15 protein-coding genes and 1 other annotated feature are annotated in these 18,866 nt (G+C 50.0%); of the genes, 4 read left to right on the top strand and 11 right to left on the bottom strand.

Annotated elements, in window-relative coordinates; genetic code table 11:
- Positions 1–9: 9 nt before the first annotated feature.
- The 6 genes from SPTER_RS07385 to leuS all read right to left on the bottom strand — a co-directional run bounded on the left by SPTER_RS07385 (position 10) and on the right by leuS (position 8,656).
- Complete coding sequence (locus SPTER_RS07385; RefSeq protein ID WP_144349743.1) at positions 10–1,902, bottom strand: nickel-dependent hydrogenase large subunit; 1,893 nt, start codon at positions 1,900–1,902, stop codon at positions 10–12.
- 22 nt (positions 1,903–1,924) lie between these two features.
- Positions 1,925–3,055 (bottom strand): hydrogenase small subunit, encoded by a 1,131-nt coding sequence (locus SPTER_RS07380; RefSeq protein WP_144349741.1) that lies wholly within the window; start codon positions 3,053–3,055, stop codon positions 1,925–1,927.
- A gap of 273 nt (positions 3,056–3,328) precedes the next feature.
- Positions 3,329–4,321 (bottom strand): putative heme d1 biosynthesis radical SAM protein NirJ2, encoded by a 993-nt coding sequence (gene nirJ2, locus SPTER_RS07375; protein WP_144349740.1) that lies wholly within the window; start codon positions 4,319–4,321, stop codon positions 3,329–3,331.
- A 4-nt stretch (positions 4,322–4,325) separates the two neighbouring features.
- Positions 4,326–5,408 carry a radical SAM/SPASM domain-containing protein gene (locus tag SPTER_RS07370; protein WP_246105523.1) on the bottom strand — a complete coding sequence of 361 codons (1,083 nt, stop codon included), beginning with the start codon at positions 5,406–5,408 and terminating at the stop codon, positions 4,326–4,328.
- 413 nt (positions 5,409–5,821) lie between these two features.
- Positions 5,822–6,145 carry a thioredoxin gene (gene trxA, locus SPTER_RS07365; protein ID WP_144349737.1) on the bottom strand — a complete coding sequence of 108 codons (324 nt, stop codon included), beginning with the start codon at positions 6,143–6,145 and terminating at the stop codon, positions 5,822–5,824.
- 27 nt (positions 6,146–6,172) lie between these two features.
- Complete coding sequence (gene leuS / locus SPTER_RS07360) at positions 6,173–8,656, bottom strand: leucine--tRNA ligase (protein ID WP_144349735.1); 2,484 nt, start codon at positions 8,654–8,656, stop codon at positions 6,173–6,175.
- A gap of 53 nt (positions 8,657–8,709) precedes the next feature.
- Positions 8,710–8,920 (bottom strand) — a binding site (T-box leader).
- Positions 8,921–9,029: 109 nt separating this feature from the next.
- Between leuS and SPTER_RS07355 the strand changes: the two genes are divergently transcribed.
- Positions 9,030–9,434: a hypothetical protein gene (locus tag SPTER_RS07355; RefSeq protein ID WP_144349734.1), complete on the top strand. Its 405-nt coding sequence runs from the start codon at positions 9,030–9,032 to the stop codon at positions 9,432–9,434.
- Positions 9,435–9,504: 70 nt separating this feature from the next.
- On the opposite strand, the gene SPTER_RS07350 is transcribed toward SPTER_RS07355, so the two are convergent.
- Positions 9,505–10,881, bottom strand: a complete 1,377-nt coding sequence (locus SPTER_RS07350; protein WP_144349732.1) for an aminotransferase class V-fold PLP-dependent enzyme — start codon at positions 10,879–10,881, stop codon at positions 9,505–9,507.
- Between the two features lie 122 nt (positions 10,882–11,003).
- Between SPTER_RS07350 and SPTER_RS07345 the strand changes: the two genes are divergently transcribed.
- The gene (locus tag SPTER_RS07345; RefSeq protein ID WP_246105522.1) at positions 11,004–14,297 is read left to right on the top strand and encodes a DEAD/DEAH box helicase; all 3,294 of its coding nucleotides are present in this window, start codon (positions 11,004–11,006) and stop codon (positions 14,295–14,297) included.
- A gap of 205 nt (positions 14,298–14,502) precedes the next feature.
- Positions 14,503–15,195 carry a metallophosphoesterase gene (locus SPTER_RS07340; protein ID WP_144349729.1) on the top strand — a complete coding sequence of 231 codons (693 nt, stop codon included), beginning with the start codon at positions 14,503–14,505 and terminating at the stop codon, positions 15,193–15,195.
- 5 nt (positions 15,196–15,200) lie between these two features.
- Here SPTER_RS07340 and SPTER_RS07335 read toward each other — a convergent pair whose 3' ends face one another.
- Both SPTER_RS07335 and SPTER_RS07330 read right to left on the bottom strand, forming a co-directional pair.
- Complete coding sequence (locus SPTER_RS07335; RefSeq protein WP_144349728.1) at positions 15,201–15,905, bottom strand: cytochrome c biogenesis CcdA family protein; 705 nt, start codon at positions 15,903–15,905, stop codon at positions 15,201–15,203.
- Positions 15,895–16,428: a TlpA family protein disulfide reductase gene (locus tag SPTER_RS07330; protein ID WP_144349726.1), complete on the bottom strand. Its 534-nt coding sequence runs from the start codon at positions 16,426–16,428 to the stop codon at positions 15,895–15,897. The genes SPTER_RS07335 and SPTER_RS07330 overlap by 11 nt, the downstream gene beginning before the upstream one ends.
- A gap of 202 nt (positions 16,429–16,630) precedes the next feature.
- Here SPTER_RS07330 and lgt point away from each other — a divergent pair, with 202 nt between their 5' ends.
- On the top strand, positions 16,631–17,425 hold the full coding sequence (gene lgt, locus SPTER_RS07325; RefSeq protein ID WP_144349725.1) for a prolipoprotein diacylglyceryl transferase: 795 nt from the start codon (positions 16,631–16,633) through the stop codon (positions 17,423–17,425).
- Positions 17,426–17,524: 99 nt separating this feature from the next.
- On the opposite strand, the gene SPTER_RS07320 is transcribed toward lgt, so the two are convergent.
- Together SPTER_RS07320 and sdaAA are read right to left on the bottom strand one after the other, a co-directional pair.
- Positions 17,525–17,905 (bottom strand): RidA family protein, encoded by a 381-nt coding sequence (locus SPTER_RS07320; RefSeq protein WP_144349724.1) that lies wholly within the window; start codon positions 17,903–17,905, stop codon positions 17,525–17,527.
- Positions 17,906–17,966: 61 nt separating this feature from the next.
- Positions 17,967–18,854 (bottom strand): L-serine ammonia-lyase, iron-sulfur-dependent, subunit alpha, encoded by an 888-nt coding sequence (gene sdaAA, locus SPTER_RS07315; RefSeq protein WP_144349723.1) that lies wholly within the window; start codon positions 18,852–18,854, stop codon positions 17,967–17,969.
- Positions 18,855–18,866 lie beyond the last annotated feature (12 nt).

Raw genomic sequence — 18,866 nt, 5'->3', positions numbered from 1 at the left:
GTGTTTTCTTTACAAATACGGGTCTGTGCGGACTACGGTAAGCTCCTTGCCTTTGCTGTCATACAAATGGGTAGCGCAGGCCAGGCAGGGGTCGAATGAATGAAGAACCCTCAGTATTTCAAGCGGCTTGTCGGCAATCTTCACTTTCGTTTCGATCATGCTTAATTCATAAGCGCCGTAGCCGGCGTTGCTGTCACGGGGACAAGCATTCCAGGTGGAAGGCACGACAGCCTGATAATTGTCGATCTTACCGTTTTTAATAGTAACCCAGTGACTGAGACCGCCGCGGGGCGCTTCATGCAGGCCAACACCTTTAGCCTCTTTGGGCCAGGTGGCAGGATCCCAGGTAGCGCTATTCGCTACGGTAGTATCACCGGCTTTAATGCTGTTAATCAGCTTATCGAAGAAATACTTGCTGATAAAGGCGTTTAACTGGGCATCTAAACCACGGACTGCGGTCCGGCCGACAGTAGTCGGCATCCAGGTTTCCGGCGGCAGATTTAATAGTTTCGATACAGCCTCAATCTGATCAACAATCATTTGCTCCGCCCAGGTCGGCTGTTGAATAATGCCTTGTTTAATTTTGGTGTACACAACAATATATTTGGCCAAAGGTCCTACCTCCGCCATTTTGCCATTCCATTTGGGGGTTTTAATCCAGGAGTATTTGCCGGCCTCGTCCAGATACTTCCAGTTGGTCTTAGTCCCTTCTTTAGGCCCGGTATACTGGGGACTGGTAACCCCGCTCCACGGATGCAGGTCTTTACCGGCCTCCGGATAGCTATACCAGGAATGTTCCACGCCCTCGGCCAATACATTGGGATCGCTTAAGTCTTGGCCTTCCAGCGGATGGAATACAGCCTTAGCTACCCCCTGCCCAAAGTTTTCAACAACACCGTTCGATTTGATCAATAAGTTCTTAAAATAGTCGCCGTTCGCAATCCCGGTGTAACGCTCGTCCGGGAAATCGCCAAACGACAATACCCGCTGTCCTGCTAAGCCACCGCCGTCAACAAAACCGGCTTTGACAAACAGATCACCAATCGCCAGCACATCAGGCACATAAAAATTATTAGTCAGGTCGATACTCAGATTAACAGATGAATCCACTACAGCCAAACGCTCGGTGTTGATCGGTGCATTCATATCATTCATGGATATCGAACAGGGCATGCCGCCGACAATATAATGAGGATGGGGGTTTTTGCCGCCGAAAATGACATGGGGGATGACAATCTCGCGCTGACGGTCAAGCATGTTAAGATAATGGGCAACAGCCATAAGATGGACCTCAGGCGGCAAGACATCGTAGTCCGGATGCTCCCAGTAATGACCGGCGAATATTCCTAGCTGCCCGCTTTCCACAACCTTGCTGATCCGGTTTTGGATTTCTTTAAAGTAGGCGGTAGTGGCTTTAGGGAATTCCTTGGGGTATGCACTGGTGTCAAAACCAACAGGACCGGTAAAATTCAGGCTGTATTTTTCCAAAACGGTATTCTGGATGGCCGCGGCGGCTGCCGGATCGGCTTTGAGAGCGGCAACCGGACTTACCCAGTCCAGGGCGTGCAAATGATAAAAATGGACCGTATGATCATGCACCGTTTGCGAGGCGGCCATGATATTGCGAATATAATTAGCGTTTTTAGGTATCTCAATCCCCAGGGCGTCTTCGACCGCGCGTAAACAGCCTAAGGCATGCACGGTAGTACAAACGCCGCATATCCGCTGGGCAAACATCCAGGCATCCCGCGGATCACGGCCTTTCACGATCAGTTCAATCCCCCGCCAGGCAGTGCCGCTTGACAGTGCGTCTTCCACTTTGCCGGTGGCCTCATCCACCTTTATTTCAATCCGCAGATGGCCCTCAATCCGGTTTATAGGGTCAACAACTATATGTTTCATCTAAGCCCTTCCTCCTTGTCCCCTATTCATTATCCTTATCTTGTTCAGGCTTATCTTCCGCCGTAACGTCCTGCGATTTTTCCGCTTTTGCCTCATGCAGCTTATGCTGAACATAGGAAGCCACACCATGAGCCACAACCCCGGCAGTAGTCACCCCGGCCAGAATAGCGCCAACCTTATCGGCATTGACAATGGTATTGGGTACAGGGATATTAGGCAGACGCTCATAAAACGGGTCATTATCCCAGAAGTTGTTGGCCGCACAGGCCACACAGGGCGCACCGGACTGGATGGGATAACTCATGCCGTTCCACCAGCGCATATTGCCGCAGGAATTATAGGCTTCCGGCCCCCGGCAGCCCACCTTATACAGACACCAGCCAGCCTTACTGGCAATATCGTCAAACTTCTCGACAAACATACCGGAATCAAAAAACGGACGCCGGTAACAGGTATCATGAATCCGGTTGCCAAAAAACTGCTTCGGACGCCCCTGATTATCAACAGGCGGCAACTGGCCGAATAAAACATAATGCATGATCGTGCCTGTCAGTACCTCCGGAATTGGCGGACAGCCGGGTACTTTGATTATCGGCTTGCCGCTCACCACTTCACTGACGGCCACTGATTTAGTAGGATTGGGTCTGGCAGCCTGAATACCGCCCCAGGCCGCGCAGGAGCCATTTTCAATAATAGCTGCCGCATTTTTGGCAACATGTTTAACGGTCTCCAGGATTGGTTTGCCGCCGACCATACAGTATATCCCATTCTCGGCAATAGGCACAGCCCCCTCAAAGATCAGGACATACTGGCCCGGATAGTTTTTAATGGTCTCTTCCAGTTGGTGTTCCAACCGGTCGCCGCCGGTAGCCGCTAATACGTCCATATATTCAAGAGCAATCATGTTCAATACCAGATCAGATGCCAGTGGTGTCTGCGAGCGGATAAAGGTTTCATCACAGCCAGTACATTCATGGCCGTGAAGCCAAATAACCGGCAGCAACGGTTTTTTCTCTGCTGCTTCAATAACCCGGGGTATAAATTCAGTGGATAAACCCATGATACTGGTCAGGGCCACGCACGTTTTGAGAAAATCGCGGCGGCTGACATTTTTTTTCTGAAACAATTGCCAAAGGGTATCCCGCTTTTCCATAGTCCCCCCCCTTAAAAAATAATTGTATGGTAAATTAATCCTTGTTTAAGTATTCTGTTTTCAAGCTGCTTTTCCTGTCTTGTTCCGGATAATAGTTAATATTATTTATTAATAAGCAGGATCGTTCGTTATAGCATAGGCACTGGCCCGGCTTCTTAGTCAGTGCATGGTATAAAACAATCCTGCTCATTATTTTCTATTCGCTTAGCCTGTTGGCAAAAGTTTATGCAGCCTGACCAGGTCAACAGCCTCTACAAAACACGCTCTTCAGGGTTAAGGTATTCTGCGGCCCCGGCTGCACCAGGGTTCTTCGGCCAGATAATCCCCCTCCGAGTAATAATAGGCCCTGGCCCGGCAACCGCCGCATAAACTGTCAAAGCCACAGGAACCGCAGCCGCCCTTAAGCGGCTCATGGCGGAGTTTCTTAAATACCTGGCTGTCCTGCCAGATGGCATCAAAAGTGGTTGCCCGCACATTGCCGACTTTCAGCGGCAGATACGGGCATGGCTGAACATCACCATTCGGCAGGATTACGCAATAGGTAGTTCCGGCCAGACAGCCTTTGCTATAGCGCATCGGCACACCCCGTTCTTTGGCAATACGCATAAATTGCGGCGCACAGGTTGGCTTTAACTCAATAGGTGTGTTCGCCTGCTTATCAAGAATGCGGGTCAGCAGCGCTTCATACTGGGCTGTTTTTAATGTCGTGTCCTCAATATCTTTCCCCCGGCCAGCCGGTACCAGAAAAAAAATGTGATGGGCCACTGCCCCAAGTTCAACAGCAAAGTCGGTGATCTCTGTCACTTCATGCTCATTCCAGTTGCTGACGGTGGTATGGATTTGGAAAGGCAGCCCGGCCTCCCGGCAGCTGTTTATCCCCGCCATCGTCTGCTGCCAGGCCCCTTGCAGGCCGCGGAAAATATCATGACGCTCCGGGTCGCGGCTGTCCACACTGATACCGGCGCACATCAATCCGGCCGCCTTAAGCCTGCCGGGCACATCACCGGTAAGCATAATACCGTTTGTACCGAGTACAGGTCTAAGGCCAACGGAAGCCGCATAGCTGATCAATTCATAAATATCAGGCCGCAGCATAGGCTCCCCGCCGCTAAAGATCATAATCTTAAAGCCGGCTTGCGCGATCTCGCCAAGTAGTTTTTTGCCTTCGGCTGTACTTAATTCGTCTGCCCGCTTGGCACCGGCATCACGATAACAGTGTACACAGTTAATGTTGCACTGCTGGGTGGTATTCCATGAGATGATCATGTAGTTACTCCTTGTAGTCAGTAAGATAGCAGGCTGGGTCCTCACTCCACAGGTCGCCGGATACGGCTTCGGCCCGTATCCGGCAGCCACCGCAGAAGCCCTTGTACCGGCATTCACCACAGCGGCCGGTCACATAACTTGGTTTATCACGCAGTTTACACAAAAATTTATCCTGTTTATTATGCCAGATTTCGCTAAATGGCTGTTTACGAACATTACCCAGCGATTTATGCCCCCAAAACTGACAGGCATGTACCTCGCCCTGGGGATCAACATTTGCCATTTTCTGGCCGGCGGAGCAGCCGCCATGCATCGACAGCAGTTCCTTGATCTCCGGCACCCGTTCAGGCTGGGTACGCTCAAAATATTGCAGGATATAAATACCATCCGCATGATTATCAGTCGTAAGAATCTCCACTTCGATACCCCGCTTGTGGAAATCAAGCGTGCGCTCAATTAACAGCTCAATCGTCTGGCGCTTCTGCTCCGCCGTGGTATCAAGCGCGGCCATTTCCCGCCCCCGTCCGGCATATACCAGATGATACATGCAGAAACGGGGGATTTTCTCACGCTCAACAATATCCAGAATAGCCGGCAGCGTATGATAGTTGAGTTTATTGACAGTAAACCGGATCCCGGTCTTATTACCGGCCGCAATGGAATTACGAATACCGGCCAGGGTTTCCTTAAATGCGCCTGCTTTGCCCCGGAAATAGTCATGCACTTCTTCGCTGCCGTCAATGCTGACACCAACATACTGAAAGCCGGTAGCTTTGATTCTTTTCGCCAGCTCAGGCGTAATCAAAGTACCATTTGTTGAAATTACCGGGCGAATTCCTTTTTCTATTGCATAGGCCCCCAGTTCAAACAGATCGCGCCTGACCAGCGGTTCACCACCGGAAAACAGCAATACCGGCACCCGCATGGCTGCCAGGTCATCAATAAAATTCTTCGCCTCTGCGGTTGTAAATTCACCGGCATAATCCCGGTCTTCAGCACAAATATAACAGTGCTGACAATTCAGGTTGCAGCGGTTAGTCGAGTTCCATACCACAATCGGGGTTGCGTCTGAGGAAAATTGAAGCATCTGCGGCGGTAAGTGCTGAGAGCTGCGGCCATATTTTACGATATCCGACACTGTAGCTGTGCCGCAAAGCAATTTAGTGCAACCTATCATCTTTACTTATGTCTCCTTCGCAATTAAGTTTGCAGTGATATTTTCGACATACCGGGGAATCTTACCTGCCGGCATGAAAATTTTCATAGTATTGCAAAATCAGTTTCGGCGCTACCGGATTTACCCTTGTGGGCTTTTATTCCCAAATACAAATTGCCTGTAGAATAGAAAACCTCTAGCCAGTCCTCAGGCCGCCGGCAGAAGCGGCCCGTCCCCCTTAGAATAAAGATTTTTCCTAGCCCTTGGTACATAGCATTGAATGCCTAACATTCTGATGGAATCAGGAAAACTCCCGGACTGCAGTCCGGGAGTTTCAAGGCATCTCATAATACTTTTTCCAGCATATCGCCAATATCTTTTTGCGGGCGGAAACCGGTAATCCGGCCGACCTCACTGCCGGCTTTAAAAATGATCAGAGTAGGAATACTCATAACATTGTACTGACTGGCCAGCGCTTGCTGTTCATCAATATTTACTTTGGCGACAACAGCCCGGCCGGCAAATTTTTGGGCAATTGCCGCCACTTCCGGGGCTACCATTTTGCAGGGGCCGCACCAGGGTGCCCAAAAATCCACCAGCACAGGTTTGTCCGCTTTGAGCACGGCATCATTAAACTGCCCGGTACTGGTAATCGTTAATTCACTCATCTTTTCCGCCTCCTCATATTATTATTGCTATTTTACAACAATATTAACCAGTTTCTGCGGCACGGATATTACTTTAACCACCTGCTTGCCAGCAATAAGCGCCTGCACTTTTTCCTGTCCAAGGGCTGTTTTTTCCAGGTCTTTAGCACTCAATCCGACCGGAACAACAACTTTGTCACGAACCTTGCCGTTGATCTGCAGTACTATTTCTACCTCTTCCACTTCCAGGGCTGCCGCCTCAAAGGTTGGCCAGGTCTGCTTGTGCACACTGCCCTCAGCTATGGTTTCGAGCCACAGTTCCTCGGTTATGTGCGGTGCAAACGGCGCCAGCATTTTTAGGAGTCCTGACACAACTTCCCGGGCCAGACCCGGTTGCGGGGGTACGCCCTGCTCTTTTAGCGCATACATCGCATTGACCAGTTCCATAATGGCGCTAATCGCGGTATTGAAATTAAATCTTTGTCCAATATCTTCGGTTACCCGCTTGATGGTTGTGTGCAGGATACGGCGCAGGGTTTTCTCTTCTTTGCCGAGCTGCTTCGGATCATAGGCACTTTCTGCCTCCGCTTTAACCAGCGGTGCATAGTAGCCGACAATCCGCCATAACCGGCCCAGGAACCGGTACGCCCCCTCAACCCCCTGGTCACTCCATTCCAGATCACGTTCCGGCGGCGCCGCAAACAGAATAAATAAACGGGCCGTGTCGGCACCGTATTTGCCGATAATCTCCTCCGGTGAAACAACATTGCCTTTGGACTTCGACATTTTAGCCCCGTCTTTAATAACCATCCCCTGGGTCAGCAGGTTCTTAAACGGTTCATTGACATTAACCAAACCGGCGTCCTTTAATACCTTGGTAAAAAAGCGCGAGTATAAAAGATGCAGGATAGCATGCTCAATACCGCCGATATACTGGTCCACAGGCATCCAGTAATTGGCTTTGTCCGGATTGAACGGTTCATCGGTGCTATGCGGGCTGGTATAGCGGAAATAATACCAGGAGGAACAAATAAAAGTATCCATGGTATCTGTTTCCCGCCGCGCCTTGCCGCCACACTTAGGGCAGGTACAGTTGATAAACTCTTCCGCTTTGGCCAGCGGCGATACAGATCCACTGGAGAAATCAACGTTTTCCGGCAATAAAACAGGCAGCTGGTCTTTGGGCACCGGTACTGTGCCGCAGACCGGACAATAAATAACCGGAATGGGAGCCCCCCAGTAACGCTGGCGGGAAATAAGCCAGTCCCGCAGCCGGTAGTTGACACGGCGTTTGCCAATCCCCTGTTTTTCCAGCCACTGAGCAATTTTAACCTTACCTGCTTCGTTATCCAGACCGCTGAACTCGCCGGAATTCACCATCGTGCCCTGGCCGTCAAACGCCCCGGTCATTTCACTCAGGGTAAGCTCTTTGCCGGTTGGCTGAACGACCACCTTTTTGGTCAATCCGTACTTGCCGGCAAACTCCCAGTCGCGCTGGTCGTGAGCCGGTACCCCCATAACAGCGCCGGTGCCGTATTCAACCAGGACATAGTTTGCCACCCAGACCGGCACTTGCTCGCCGGTAAAGGGATGGAGTGCGTAGGCGCCGGTAAAAATTCCCTCTTTTTCCGTTTCATTGGAGGTGCGGGCAATCTCGCTCTGGCCCCGGACCCGCTCAATAAAGGCTTTAACAGCCGCGGCTTCCGTTTTGCCTGCGATCAGCTTGTCCACCAGCGCATGTTCCGGTGCCAGGACAATATAGCTTACACCGAAAACCGTGTCATGCCTGGTCGTATATACAGAAATTTTCTCATCAATCTCAGGCACGGCAAAGCTGAATTCAGCCCCTTCACTGCGGCCGATCCAGTTCTCCTGCATGGTTTTAACACGCTCAGGCCAGCCCTTCAGGTCAGCCAGGTCAGCCAGGAGACGATCGGCATAATCTGTTATTTTAAAGAACCATTGTTCAAGATCTTTTTTGATAACAACCGAGTCACAGCGCCAGCAGCGGCCATCAACAACCTGCTCATTGGCCAATACCGTATTACAGTCATTACACCAGTTTACAGCAGCCTTCTTCTTATAGGCCAGTCCCCGTTCCAGGAACAGCAAAAACAACCACTGGGTCCAGTGATAATAATGGGGATGGCAGGTAGCCACTTCCCGGTCCCAGTCATAAGATAAACCCAGTTCTTGCTGTTGGCGGCGCATGTTGGCAATATTGTCCCATGTCCAGGACGATGGATGAATGCCATGCTTGATAGCGGCGTTTTCAGCAGGCATGCCAAAAGCATCCCAGCCCATAGGATGCAGCACATTATAGCCTTGCATTACCTTAAATCTGGCAACAACATCACCAATTGAGTAATTACGTACATGCCCCATGTGCAGGTTGCCTGAAGGATAAGGAAACATTTCCAGAACATAGTATTCCGGACGCTGACGGTTAATAGCAGTGCTGAATGCAGCATTGTCAACCCAGAATTTTTGCCACTTGGACTCAATCTCGCGCGGCGAATATTTTTCATTCATCGAGTAATTCAATCCCCCTTGGACAGATAGTAAAAAAAAGTCCCGTGGCTAACGCCAGGGACGAGATTTCTCGCGATACCACCCTGCTTGATGACTGTTAGTCATCCACTCCTTAGCCTGTAACGCAGGCCTGCGACGACCGCTGCAACTAGTTCACAATCGCTCCTCAGCAGTGAGTTCAGGTATAGTACAGACTGGCTCCCAGCAGCCGCCAGCTCTCTGGACTGTACATATAGGCTTACTATTCTGCCTCTCCAGATTTGCATGTTCCATTATATAGCAATACATTTGAAAAGTCAACTTATGCCGGTATTGACAAAAACTGTTCTATATCAGGCAAACAGTCATACAATAGTTCATAAGGAGGTGTGTCATGTATAAGCTTATTATCGGCAATGTCAGAGTCACCGTAAATGACGACAGCATTAAGCGGGAGCAGGCCGCCGCATATGCCAAGCAGGCTATTTCCGCCGCCGGCCAGCAGGGCAAGCTGCTTTCCCATGTTGTGCTTAGTGCCGGTCCGGACGGCATAGAGGTTGACAGTACCGAAAAGGCCGGTTGCCGCATGATCAGGAAAAACATCAAACAAAGCATGTTTGATGGGATTATGGATGCGGCCAGAGAAAAACTCTATCCCACCGGGACTTTTTCACAAAAAGAGTTATGGTTTGATGGCCAGACAGGACAGGAATGGCGCGGGCTAGAGGTAGACGAAGCCCGTACGGAAGTCCTGACCAAGTTAGAGGAATGGATTAAATCAGCCAGTCCTAATACGTAAATGAATGCTCCGTTAGCTAAACAACAAAACCACTCAGAATCCGCCAACCGGAATCTAAGTGGTTTTGTCATTAACAGTAGGGATATTCCCGTTGGCCTTTATCGCCCGGGCGGTTAGGTGCCAGTACGTAGCTGTACTTATCGGCATAGTGTTGGCGGTGGCCGGCAATATGAGCTAATATTGCCAGAAATATCTTAATTTCATTGATTGTATTGTACAGGCCGAAACTAACCCTTACTAACCCTGGCAGGCTTTTATCATCATGGGTTTGATAATATTTGATCTCTTCCGCACTCAGCCGCAGCAGTTTTTCCACATAAGGGTGAGCACAAAACAAACCGTTGCGCACAGCAATACCGGCTTGTTGTGACAGAATTTCCGCCACCTGGCTGTGATGAAGCCCCTCCAGACTGAAAGATACCAGACTTACCCTGGCTTCCCGCCCGTCCCTGATACTGTATAGCGTGATCCCGGGGATAGTGCGTAATCCGTCAATGGTATAATCAATCAAATGCTGTTCATAACGGTGAATCGTATTAAGATTTAGCTTGGACAAAGTCTCGATGGCCGTAATCAGAGCCAACACGCCCATCATGTTGGGCGTACCTGCCTCCCATTTGGCCGGTGGCGCGTCCCATTCAATCGTTGCCTGCGACACTAAACCAACCGCCCCGCCGCCCTGGTATACCGGAACAGCCTTAGCAAAAGCCGCTTGTGGCCCGATAAGAACCCCGGTACCAAAGGGCGCATACATTTTGTGTCCCGAAAATGCTAAGTAATCGATATGCTCGGCTGCATCCGGCGGCCGCATATTAACGGCAATATGCGGTACCCACTGAGCGCCGTCCACAAAAATTGCGGCGCCGTACTGGTGGACCAGCCGGGCAATTTTTGCAATAGGATTGATATAACCGGTAACGTTGGAAGCGCCGGTAACAGCGACTAGCTTTACTTTACCTGCATGCAGCTGCAGCTTTGACTCGAGACTTTGTAAAGATAATCTGCCTGCTTTGGTTAAACCGATATAATCGACAGTGAATTTATCCCGCCAGGGCATGTCATTGGCTAAATGCTCCATATCGGTCGTTAAAACAACCTGATCTCGCTCGCCGGCTAAGGCATACGCCAGCATGTTGATTGATTCGGTCGTATTCTTAGTAAAAATCACAACATCCTGCTGGCCGGCATTGACAAACTCCCTGACAACCTCGCGGCCTTGTTCATAACGCTCGGAGCATATAATTGACTTATAGCCTTTGCCACGATGAACAGATGCATACCAGGGAGCAAATTGATTAATCTCACTTAATACTGCGCAAAGCGGCGGCGTGGTGGCCGCATTGTCAAAGTTAATCCCCCTGACATACTTCCCATTTGCTAATGGTACTTTAGCATCAGTGCCGGCTACTAACTGCCGGAAACTGCTGCCTGAGTTACGATAAACCATAGTTCACCCCCGCTTTACAAATAATCTAAGCGAATACGCCGTCGATATAATCTATGCCTGCCGGCCAGCCAGCGGAATCACTCGGCAGGATTTTTATCGTTATTAAGATAATTTAATAGTAGATGCAAAAAAAGTGGAAAGGAGCCAGGATGTTAACAGAAGAAAAAATTAAAGCGGAAGCAGATTCTCACGCCTCCTATATCAGGGGTTGTCATTATCATCATAGTAACCGGGTTAAAACCCTAAATTTTTTGCCTGAAGACAGTACTTTTGCCGCCCGGGTTGCCGGCCAGCACCTGTATAGTGTCGCGGTGACGTTCTCACCACAGCAGAAAATTAAACATTATGCCTGTGACTGCCCGGCCTTTTATAATTGTGACGGTGCCTGTAAACATATTATCGCTGTTTTAAAAAAAATCCAGCACGCCTGGCAGCAATATTTCAGTACTCCCGGCCCTATGACGTTAACCCGCTCCCTCAGGGAATTTCTGGATTTTTTCCAAGGTACCGGCAAGAATATCCTAACAGCCAAACCGGGTAAAGCAGCGCTGACAAAAATATTACCGGTCTATCACTTTTATTTGGCCAATAATAAAAAGACAAGTTATCTTGAATTCATGATTGGCACAGACCGGATGTATGTTCTGAAGGATATCCCGCAACTGCTTACTGCTTTACACTCGCGGCAGACAATAGTTTTCGGCAAAAATTTTGCCTTAAAGCCGGACGAGGTTGTGTTCGATGAGGTATCGGCGGCCCTGGTCAGCCTGCTTACCTCTGTCTATGAGGAAGAGAAGCAGCGTTCGGCCTGGAATTTCCATGTCTACTCCGGGCTTCACGCCAATTCTGCCCTCAGTGAACCCCGCCGCTTTAAACTGCTCTCTTCAAGTCTTGTGCGTTTTTTTGAAATCATGCAGTCTCAGCCATTTACAGCCGTAATTAATGATCAGACAATCCCCGGTGTTACCCTTCAGCATGGCCGGCCACCGGTTGACCTGGCGGTTAAGGCGGCCGAGGGCGGCTTACGGCTGTCGATGAATCTGGCCGGCGATGTATTTTACGGGCTTGATGCCGATTTCCGGTATATCTATCATAGCCAGACAATTTACCATGTTGATGCTCTGTTTGCCAGCTATGTCAAGCGGTTATTAAACTGTTTTAACGAAAACAGAAAGCCTGAAATGCACATCCCGGCCGCTACCGTGTCAGATTTTATGTCAGGCGCACTGCCTGCTCTGGAAACAATTGCCACGATAAAAGTAGATGATTCCATTTACGCTAAGTTCCACAAAGAGCAGTTGGAAAAACGTATCTACCTGGACCGGTTCGGCAGCGGCATCAGCGCCCGGCTTGAGTTTTGGTATGGCGACACCATGATAAATCCCTTTGGCGACACCGGACCGGGTGACGCTACGCTTGCCGGCAAATGGCTGCTCCGCGCTACCGCCCAGGAAAAAGAAATATTGAATACTTTTCAGCAGTACGGTTTTACCTGGTCGGCCGACCGGCTGGTGCTGGCTGATGAAGCGTCTGCTTATACCTTTTTGTATCAGGCCTTGCCGGAACTGCAGAGCAGGGCCGAGATCCTGTATGCCGCGGACTTGCACCAGCCTAAAATTAAGCCGGCCGGTAAAATTACCGCCGGCGTCAGACTCAATCAGTCAACAGACATGCTGGAATTCTCCCTCCAGCTTGAAGATATATCTACTCAGGAATTAATTGATTTGCTGGCTGCCTACAGGTTAAAGAAGCGCTATCACCGCCTCCCGGACGGTTCTTTCATTCCCCTTGATGTTCCCGAATTCCAAACAGCCGCCAGCCTGATTACTGAATTGGGCCTGAGTCCGGCTGACCTGGAAAATCAGGTTGTGGAACTGCCAAAATACCGGGCCTTATACCTGGACAGCCTGGCCCGCGAATCGCCGGACTTTACGGTTGAGCGCAGCAGCGCCTTCCGGCATATGGTTCAGGATATTCGTGAACCTCAGGATATTGAGTATCCAATACCGCCAGGTATCCAGGGCAAACTCAGGGATTATCAGAAAACAGGCTTTAAATGGCTTAAATCGCTGGCAAATTACGGACTGGGAGGTATTCTGGCCGACGATATGGGCTTAGGCAAAACCTTACAGGTGATTGCTTTTATCCTGGCCGAAAAAGAAACTGCCGCCGGTCCGTCACTTGTCATTGCCCCGACCTCACTCGTATACAACTGGCGGGAAGAAATAATGAAATTCGCCCCCAGCCTGCAGGCGGCCGTAATTGCCGGCCAACCGGCCGAGCGGTTAGAACAGTTTAAGAATATTGACAACGCCGATATCGTCATCACCTCCTATGGCCTTATCAAACGGGATATCGATATATACCAACAGCGCACATTCAACTATTGCTTCCTTGATGAAGCCCAGCATATAAAAAATCCGAATACCTTAAATGCTAAGTCAGTAAAACAAATTAAAGCTAAAAATTATTTTGCCCTCACCGGAACCCCCATTGAAAACACACTGACAGAATTATGGTCAATTTTTGATTTTCTAATGCCCGGCTATTTGCGTACCCACAAAGCCTTCATGAGCCGCTTCGAAATTCCCATTGTCAAAGATAATGACCAACAAGCACTGCAGGAACTAAACCGCCACATTAAGCCATTTATCATGCGGCGCATGAAAAAGGCGGTGCTAAAAGAACTGCCGGAAAAAATCGAGAGTAAAATGGTGAATGAAATGACTGCGGCCCAGGCCAGGTTATATGCGGCCTGGCTCTTGCAAGCCAAGACCGAGTTTGAAGCCGAGGTCAGCGTCCATGGCTTTGAACAGAGTCAAATTAAGATCTTATCACTGCTGACCAGGCTCAGGCAAATCTGCTGTCATCCCTCTTTATTTATTGAAAACTATCAGGGCGGCAGCGGCAAGCTGGAGATGGTGCAGGAATTAATTCGCGATGCAACAGCCGGCGGTCACCGGGTCCTGTTATTTTCACAGTTTACCAGCATGCTGTCGTTAATCAGGCAGGAACTGGAGACCATGAAAATCAGTTACCATTATTTAGATGGTGCCACCAGGGCTGATATGAGACTCAATCTGGTCCGGTCTTTTAACAGTGGTGAAAAATCAGTTTTCCTGATTTCGCTTAAAGCCGGCGGCACAGGGCTAAATCTGACCGGGGCCGATATGGTCATTCATTATGACCCTTGGTGGAACCCGGCGGTTGAAGATCAGGCCACAGACCGGGCCTACCGGATTGGTCAAAAAAATTCGGTACAGGTATATAAGCTCATTACTAAAAATACAATTGAAGAAAAAATATATCTATTGCAACAAAAAAAGAAAGAGCTGATTGACAGCCTGATCAAGCCCGGAGAAAACTTCCTAACCAAGATGAATGAAACCGAGATCCGGGATCTGTTCAGTCTTTAGGCCAAGCTGCCGCTGTGGGCAATTTATCGGACTTATTGCGTTCTGCATTGCTATTCACACCAATATTGGATACAATAATTCCAGGTGTTGCCACAAACGAACCGTTTCAGCATAGCTGAAATTCAGAAGGGAAAGCCCACTCCGGCCTATGAGGAGCGGCAGTCTTTTGACTATCAACTAAGATAAACGCGAGGAAGCTGTAATTATGAAGATATTTGCCATAGCCGATACCCATTTGTCAGGCCTGCCGCCGGCGAAGCCAATGAGTATTTTTGGCAGGCACTGGGAAGGCCATTGGGATAAAATCAGAGCAAGCTGGCAGGAGCAGGTAGCACCGGAAGATGTTGTCCTGATTGCCGGTGACATCTCCTGGGCCATGAAACTGCCTGAGGCCCTGACTGATTTGAATGCCATCGCCGGCCTGCCGGGAAGAAAAATTGTTGTGCGCGGCAATCATGACTACTGGTGGCAGTCGGTAAGCAAAATGACCAAAGCCGTAGAGGGTAAAATTGAGTTTCTCAATAATAGCTTTGCCGGCGCCGGTGAATGGGCTATCTGCGGCAGCCGGGGCTGGACATGCCCGGAGGACCCGCTGTTCAAGACTGCCGATCAGCCTATTTTTAACCGGGAGCTGCTGCGGGTTGAGGCTTCCCTGGCGGCGGCCCGCACTGCCGGATTTTCCCGCATACTCCTGATGCTGCATTTTCCGCCTTTTTATGACCATAATACCGAGACAGGCTTTGCCGGCCTGATTGCTAAATATAAGGCTGCGATCTGCATTTATGGTCACCTCCATGGCGAGTCAATAAAAAATGCGGCTACCGGTATGATTAACGGTGCCGCTCACTATCTGGTATCCTGTGATGCCCTAAACTTTAAGGTCAGGCAGCTTATATAACGGCCTTAGCCAAAAATGCCCCAGATCACACCCATGCCCTTTGCCAGCAGATCGAAATAAATCAGGAGGCCGACGGCAATCAATATGCCCCCCGCCGCCTTCTGAATAAGCGGCAGCCAGCGGTACACCCGCTGAATCTTATTGCAATAACGGTTGATTACAATGGCCATGATTAAAAAAGGCAGGCAAAAACCCATTGCATAAATAAATAGCAGCAAGGCCCCCTGGCCAACCGTCGCCATCGCCCCGGCATACATAAGCACAGTCGCTAAAATCGGGCCGGTGCAGGGTGTCCAGCCGGCAGTAAAAGCCAGCCCCAACAGAAAAGCCCCCAGGGGACCGGCAAAGTTGCCCTGCAGGAACGGCCGGAATTCCCGCGCCAAGCCGGGAATTTTCAGCACACCAACAATCTGCAAACCCATAAGCACCATAAAAACCGCCCCGCCCTTGCGGATCAGCTCCTGGTACTCAAAAAACAGCTCGCCAATATAAGAAGCCGTTGCCCCCATAGCCACAAATACTAAGGTAAAGCCGCTAAGAAAGCTGATGGCGTTAATCATGAAGATCCGCCGCCCCGAATCGGCCGTGCTCTGCTCCCGGCTGCCGGCCAGCAAGGCGGTGTAGGCCGGCAGCAGCGGCAGTACGCAGGGGGATAAAAAAGAGACTACACCGGCACCAAAGACAGTTACCAGGGTAAGGTTATAATCCATTCAACACTCCTTCCAGTTCGGCCATGGTGACCGGGCCGGACTTCCGGTATTTAATCAGCCCTTGTTTATCGACCACCAGGGTTGTGGGTATCGCATTAATACGAAAGGTTTTCGCTACGGTGCCGTCAGTATCCAGCAGGCAGCTCATATTATACTGGTTCTGGTTTAAAAAATTGGCCACCGTCGCCTGACTTTCCTGCACATTAACAAGATAGACGGATACATTGCCACCATGTTTTTCGGAAAAAGCATTCAGCTCAGGCATTTCCTCCCGGCAGGGCGGACACCAGGTTGCCCAAAAATTCAGGACAATAATCCGGCCGGCCGGGGTAACGGTTACCGGCTTCCCATCCACCGCGGCCAATGTAAATCCCGGCAGGACTTTGCCAACAATTACACCGGTATCCACTGCTGGTTTATTGGTCTCAGGGGGAAGCACGTTAGCAGGCTGCATGGCAACAAAACCAATCGCAATCGTCATCGCAATTACGGTTATTGCCAAAATAATAAGTCTTTTCGGCATGACAGTCTCCTCTCACCTGATATAACAGATATATGTTTTACTGCTTTTTAACATGATCAGAAAGTATATCATTTTCTGATCATGAGTAAAAACGCCTATACCCAAAGGGCACAGGCGGCTTCTGCCGGCGTCCTGAGGGACTTGGCACAAGCCAAGTCTTTTCTTAGTATTATATTATTTAATTGTGGAGGTTCAACACACTATGCATCAGTACCTCTTTTTTATCGGTGATTTTCCTATCAGGGCGTATGGGTTGATTTTGAGCCTGAGCATAATCCTGGCGACAGGCACCGCCTATTTTCTGGCCAGGCAGGATGGCCGCTGGCATCAGCATGTGCCGGACATGGGCATCTATTGTGGCTTAGCCGGTATTGTCGGCGCCCGCCTGTGGGATGTTTTCTTCTTTGACTGGGAATATTACCAGCATCACCTGCTGGAGATCCCGTTTGTCTGGCAGGGCGGGATGGCCATCCAGGGCGGCGTTTTGTTAGGGGCGGTTGCGGGGATCATCTATACCAAAATCCATAAAATTGATACCTGGGCCTTTGCTGATATTGTTGCGGCCCCGGCCGTTATTATCGGCCAGGCAATCGGCCGGATGGCTAATCTAATGAACGGCGATGCTTTTGGCCATCCTACCGGCGGCAACTTCGGGATTGTTTATCCTTCAACCACCCTGGCCTATCAGGTATATGGCGATCAACCGCTGTGGCCGGCTGAGGTTTGGGAAGGCCAAATTGATGTTATCATCTTTGTTCTCCTGTTGATCTTTAGGACCACCAATCATGCCAAAGGCCAGGTATTTATCCTGTATGCTGTGTTGTATTCGACAGCCCGTTTCTTTCTCGAGTTTCTCCGCGGGGATTACGGCACACTGTTGTTTGGTTTAAAATCTGCCCAGTTTACCAGCCTGGCCATTATCGTTATTGGCTTAATCCTGTTCATCCGGCAGGGCTACTATGCCGAACGCATCGGCCTTGCCGGACAGAATAAGTAACGAGCCATATCCTGCCGGGACCAACGCTTGAGATTTCTTGCCAAAACATTGCCGATATACTGGAAAAGCCGAAACCATAGAGGTTTCGGCTTTTATCATTTACGGATATACAGCAATCAGTTCAATTTCCACACTGACATCACGCGGCAGTTTTGCGACCTGGACACAAGCCCGGGCGGGCGGTGCCTCCGTAAAATACTGACTATAGACATTGTTCATTAGCGCAAAATCGTCCATGTCTTTCAGAAAGACTGATGTTTTTACCACATGAGCAAAGGTCAGGTTCTCTTTTTCCAAAATAGCCCGCAGGTTAGCCAATACCTGATGGGTTTGATTCTCAATGCCGCCATAAACAATCTGGCCGGTAACAGGGTCAAGAGGGATCTGGCCGGAAACAAATAAAAATCCATTGGCTTTGATGGCCTGTGAGTAGGGTCCGATGGCCTGCGGGGCACGGTCAGAGCTAACAACTGCTTTCATGCTGCAGCCTCCTTTTTATCTTGTTTTCTAGGACATTCTATATTATTTGGTAAAAACCTGCCTATTTACTATCACCAAAAATTTTTTCTGTTAAGGCTAAGCCGGTAGGTGTAACTGCCAAACCTCCCTGCGCTGTTTCTTTCAGTGAACAATGCATGGACTGGCCAACCGACTCCATCGCATCAATCACTTCATCCACCGGAATAACACTGGCAATACCGGCCAGCGCCATTTCCGCCGCGACAACGGCCTGCGCCACAGCCCCGGCATTGCGCTTAACGCAGGGCACCTCAACCAGCCCGGCCACAGGATCGCACACCAGCCCCAGCATATTTTTTATGGTAATGGCGACGGCATGACCGGTCTGAACCGGGGTACCGCCCAGGAGTGTTACCATGGCCCCGGCAGCCATGGCCCCGGCTGAGCCGCATTCCGCCTGACAGCCGCCGGCGGCTCCGGCCAAAGAGGCCCGTGAAGCGATAACCATCCCGATCGCACCGGCAACAACCAGCCCTTTAGCCAGTTCCTGCTGACTAAGGGCGAATTCCTCTTTAAGGGTAAACAGGATGGCCGGCAATACGCCGCTTGAACCGGCCGTGGGCGCAGCCACGATCCGGCCCATGGCGGCATTGGCCTCGCCGACAGCCAGTGAATAAGCCACAGCTTTACCGAGAAAACTCCCCAAGACGGTCTTTTTTTGCCCTTGGCTATATTGCTGCAGCCGGAGGGCATCACCGCCAACCAGACCGCCTTTGGAACGCGGTCCTGTAAGCCCGGCAGCTATTGATGCCTCCATAACATCAAGTATTGCTGCCATGCGCGTGATTATCTCACCCGCCGTCACCTCCAGCTGACAAGACTGAAATTCCGCACAAAAGTCGGCAAAAGAAACTGCTTGTTCATCAGCAAACCGAATCCATTCTTCAAGAGATAACTTATCTAATGACATATTTATCGCTCC

The sequence above is a fragment of the Sporomusa termitida genome (assembly GCF_007641255.1).
Lineage (GTDB): Bacteria > Bacillota > Negativicutes > Sporomusales > Sporomusaceae > Sporomusa > Sporomusa termitida.
The sequence above is the reverse complement of the archived record's forward strand: the minus strand, read 5'-3'. Positions and strand labels throughout refer to the sequence as shown.